3 protein-coding genes are annotated in these 3780 nt (G+C 63.3%); 2 read left to right on the top strand and 1 reads right to left on the bottom strand.

The features are described from left to right. Positions 1-432: 432 nt before the first annotated feature. Together VFA16_RS08530 and VFA16_RS08525 are read left to right on the top strand one after the other, a co-directional pair. Complete coding sequence (locus VFA16_RS08530; protein WP_324967394.1) at positions 433-1569, top strand: YihY/virulence factor BrkB family protein; 1137 nt, start codon at positions 433-435, stop codon at positions 1567-1569. Between the two features lie 126 nt (positions 1570-1695). Next, complete coding sequence (locus VFA16_RS08525; RefSeq protein WP_324967393.1) at positions 1696-2895, top strand: CaiB/BaiF CoA-transferase family protein; 1200 nt, start codon at positions 1696-1698, stop codon at positions 2893-2895. 29 nt (positions 2896-2924) lie between these two features. On the opposite strand, the gene VFA16_RS08520 is transcribed toward VFA16_RS08525, so the two are convergent. Continuing rightward, the coding region (locus VFA16_RS08520; protein ID WP_324967392.1) for a glycoside hydrolase family 38 C-terminal domain-containing protein at positions 2925-3780 on the bottom strand (856 nt) is incomplete at its 5' end.

Raw genomic sequence — 3780 nt, 5'->3', positions numbered from 1 at the left:
CGCCTGCTCAAGTAGCGACACCGACGCCGAAGCCGACCGCTAAAACGACGAAACCGACAGCGACGCCTACATCACCATCAACCGGTCCCGTTCCGACAGCAACGCCGACCAGCCCGTCGAAGCCGGGTGCGACACCGACCGCTACGAAAACAACGACAACAACCCCGACCAAGCCCACGACGCCTTCCAAGCCGTCAGTCGTCAGCCTCCCGTCTACCGGCGGTGGAAATCCAGGGCTGCCTGTGCCGTGGCCGGCCGTGCCGCTTTTGGGCGCCGGACTGGCAATTCTCCTGCACCGGAGGAGTTAGCTGGATCGCTAGCGTAACGTAGTTCGGGGCGGGACTCGTGAAGAGTTCCGCCCCTTTTTCTTCTGGCACGCTTGCTGCATTGCCATCGACACGCTGAATTCATGTCTGTCGATGGAGGGTAGTCATGGTAGCCGAGGCGAAGGAGCTCGCGCAGGAGCATCCCGACATGCGCGCGTTCTTCACCAAACTCATGAAGGACAACATCGGGATGCTGGCGGCTTTTGTGTCGTGGACGATTCTCACGTCGATTGCGCCGATCGCAATCGGACTGGTGTTCCTCACCACCCTGTTCTTGCATAGTCCCAGTGCCCAGGCAAACATCGTCAGTCATTTGAGTAGCGCGCTGCAAGGAGCAATCTCGCCGGCCACGATCCGGACGATGGTCAAGACGTCGACCCAACATGCTGGGTTGCTGGGCATCATTGGCCTGGTGGGCGTCTTCTGGGGCGGATCGGCGGTCGGCGGCGCGTTCTCGACCGCATTTCAGCCGATATTCGAGGTGAGCGGACGGAACTTCCTCAAAGAGAAGTTGATCGACATCGGGATGATCTTCGTCTTTACGGCTCTGATGCTGATCATCATTGCCGGCACGTCGGCCGGAGCGCTGCTCAACGGGTTGTTCAGCGGATTCCCGCTCCCGGGCGTGGTTCAGTTCGTGATCGGGACGGCGATCAGCCTCCTCGCGGCTTTCATCCTCTTCGTGGCGATATACCTGGTGTTCCCCAACATCCAGCCGGGCTTTAAGTACGGCAATGTGTGGAAGGGGGCGCTGGTTGCCGCGGTCCTGTTCGAGATCCTGACGTACATCTGGCCGATCTACTCACATTTCGCGCATTTCAACAAGTACGGCGCCGTCCTGTTCCCGATCCTCGTCCTCACCGCCTGGATCTACTTCTTCTCAATGATCACGATGATCGGCGCCGAGGTCATTGCCGTGTTCTCAATCCAGAGCGCCAATAGGAAAGATGAGTCGATCGGGCCAAAGCCGCAGGACAACGTGCCCCAACACACGGTGCTACGCGAGACACGGCCGTCTCAACCCGCGAGCGGGACGAAGACCGGCAAGGCCGCGGTCGCGAAGGAAACGGTCCCGGTCACAACGGGGCAATCAGCCGCCGACAGCGACGGCGCCTCGGGCGAGACTTCAGACGAACAGATCGAGCACGACCGCGCGTTCTGGCTGATGGCGGCAACGCCGCTGGCGGTTGCCGTTGTGGCAGGCGCGGTGGAGTTAATGCGGGGATCGCACGCGTCGCCGTAGGGGAACCGCCGCTCCAACACGAATGCTCCCGCAGCGCTGACCGAGCCGGCGGGCCGCTCAGTCAGTGAGCTTGGCGACGTTGAAGGTTTCTGGACAAAGTACACATGCAGGATAATGGCGCGAGCCATGACCGACCGCACGCCGCTGAAGGATCTTCAAGTTATTGACCTGACACGTGCGCTGGCCGGCCCGGTGTGCAGCATGCTCCTGGGCGATCTCGGCGCGGACGTCGTGAAGGTCGAGAACCCGGCAGGAGGCGACGAAGCACGGTCGTGGGGTCCGCCGTCTATCGCTGGCGAAAGCGGCTACTTTCTAAGCAGCAATCGCAACAAGCGCAGCATTGCAATCGATATCCGAACGGAGCAGGGGGCCGGATTGGTGCGGCGCCTTGCCGAATCGGCCGATATTCTGCTCGAGAACTTCGGACCGGGTGTGGCAGAACGCTACGGATTCGATGCGGAAACGCTACAGAAGTTGAACCCGCGCCTGGTTTACTGCACGATTGCCAGCTTCGCGCCAGGCAGCCGGTACGAAGACGTGCCGGGGTACGACTTCGTCATTCAGGCAATGAGCGGGCTGATGAGCGTCACGGGTGAATCGGACGGCCAGCCGCAGAAGGTCGGAGTGGCGGTGGTCGACATCCTTGCCGGGCTCTATGCGTCGAGCGCGGTGCTCGCGGCAGTTCACAGACGCGACCGAACCGGACGCGGCGAGCGAGTTACGGTGCCGCTGATGGATGTCGCGCTGGCGTCGCTGGCGAATGTTGCGAGTAATTACCTGATCACCGGGCGGCGACCCGCGCGCTGGGGAAACGCTCACGCCAATCTGGTACCGTACCAGCCCTTTCCAACTGCCGACCGGCCGTTGGCGGTGGGCGTCGGTAACGACGCGCAATTCGCGCGTCTGGTGGCCGTTCTGGGGCGCCCGGACTTGGCGGAGGACGATCGGTTCCGCACGAATCCCGACCGGGTGCGCAATCGGGAGGAGCTACTGCCGGTGCTGGAGGCGGCGTTTCGAACGCGACCGGCCGAGGAGTGGGCACGTGAGCTGTGGGGAACGCGTGTGCCGGCGGCGCCGGTTAACTCGGTTGACGAGATCTTCGCCGATCCGTACGTTGCCGAGACCGGGCTGGTTCGGCAGGTAGATCACACCACGGCCGGCAAAGTCAGCGTCGTCGGGAGTCCGCTGCGGATCGACGGGGAACGGCCGGAAGTGGAATTGCCACCGCCTGCGCTGGGTGAGCACACGGATGCGGTGTTGCGCGAGCGGCTGGGGATGCCGGATGAGGAGATTGCGCGGCTTCGGGAAGCGGGCGTTGTCGGGTGAGCGGAGCGGATTCCGCGATTAGAGGCCGTTCAACGTGTCAACAACCAGGTGCGAACCTTGAAGGGCGTGAATTCGAAATCCGGCGTGCCAATTTCGTCCTCCAGTAGGTCGAGCTCCGCGCCAACGTCCCAACTGAACGGCGGTTGGACCTCCACCGAACCGGCGGCCCCCTGCGGCTCGTACACACGTAGGACTAACCCACCGCCGTCTTCACGGACCTTGAGTGCCCCGAGCGCCAACGGCAGGCCGGTGATCGCTAGCGGCTGCCAGGATTTCTCCTCGGCTGCGGTCACAGGAGTGACGAAAAGCGGCCGGTTGAGGTCCTCGGCTTCCATAAGAACGCCCCCCTCGACCCAATTTCCGGTGTGGGGACAGAGGGCGTAGGTGAAGGTTTGGGTGCCCTCGTCGGCCCGCGGATCGGGATAGGCGGGCGAGCGGAGGAGGCTTAGCCCGACGACGTTGCCGGCCAGATCGTGGCCGTACTTCCCATCGTTGAGTAACGCAACCCCATAACCGCGGTCGGCGAGATCGACGAAGCGGTGGGCGACGACCTCGAACCGCGCCTGCTCCCAGCTCGTGTTGTTGTGGGTGGGGCGCTCGACCACGCCGAACGCAACGTCACAGGTGGCGCGCTCGCTGCGGACAGCGAGCGGAAACCGCGCCTTGAGCAACCAGTGTCGGTCGTGCCAGTCGATCGTGGTGACGAACTCCAACCGTGGCGAGTTGGCCCAGAGCCGGATGTCCTGGACGATACGGCTGCTGCGGAACGAGCGTTCCACTCGCACCGCGACTCGGTGCGGTCCAGCTTCCACCACGTCGAGAGCCTGCGTCGCTGGTAGGAACTGCCCCTGCTCGGCATAACCGGCATCAATATCCCAGGCGTCC

This window comes from Mycobacterium sp. (assembly GCF_035653355.1).
Lineage (GTDB): Bacteria > Actinomycetota > Actinomycetes > Mycobacteriales > Mycobacteriaceae > Mycobacterium.
The sequence above is the reverse complement of the archived record's forward strand: the minus strand, read 5'-3'. Positions and strand labels throughout refer to the sequence as shown.

Coding starts and splice junctions, on each gene's coding strand:
- VFA16_RS08530 (WP_324967394.1), top strand. CDS start 433: ATGGTAGCCGAGGCGAAGGAGCTCGCGCAGGAGCATCCCGACATGCGC.
- VFA16_RS08525 (WP_324967393.1), top strand. CDS start 1,696: ATGACCGACCGCACGCCGCTGAAGGATCTTCAAGTTATTGACCTGACA.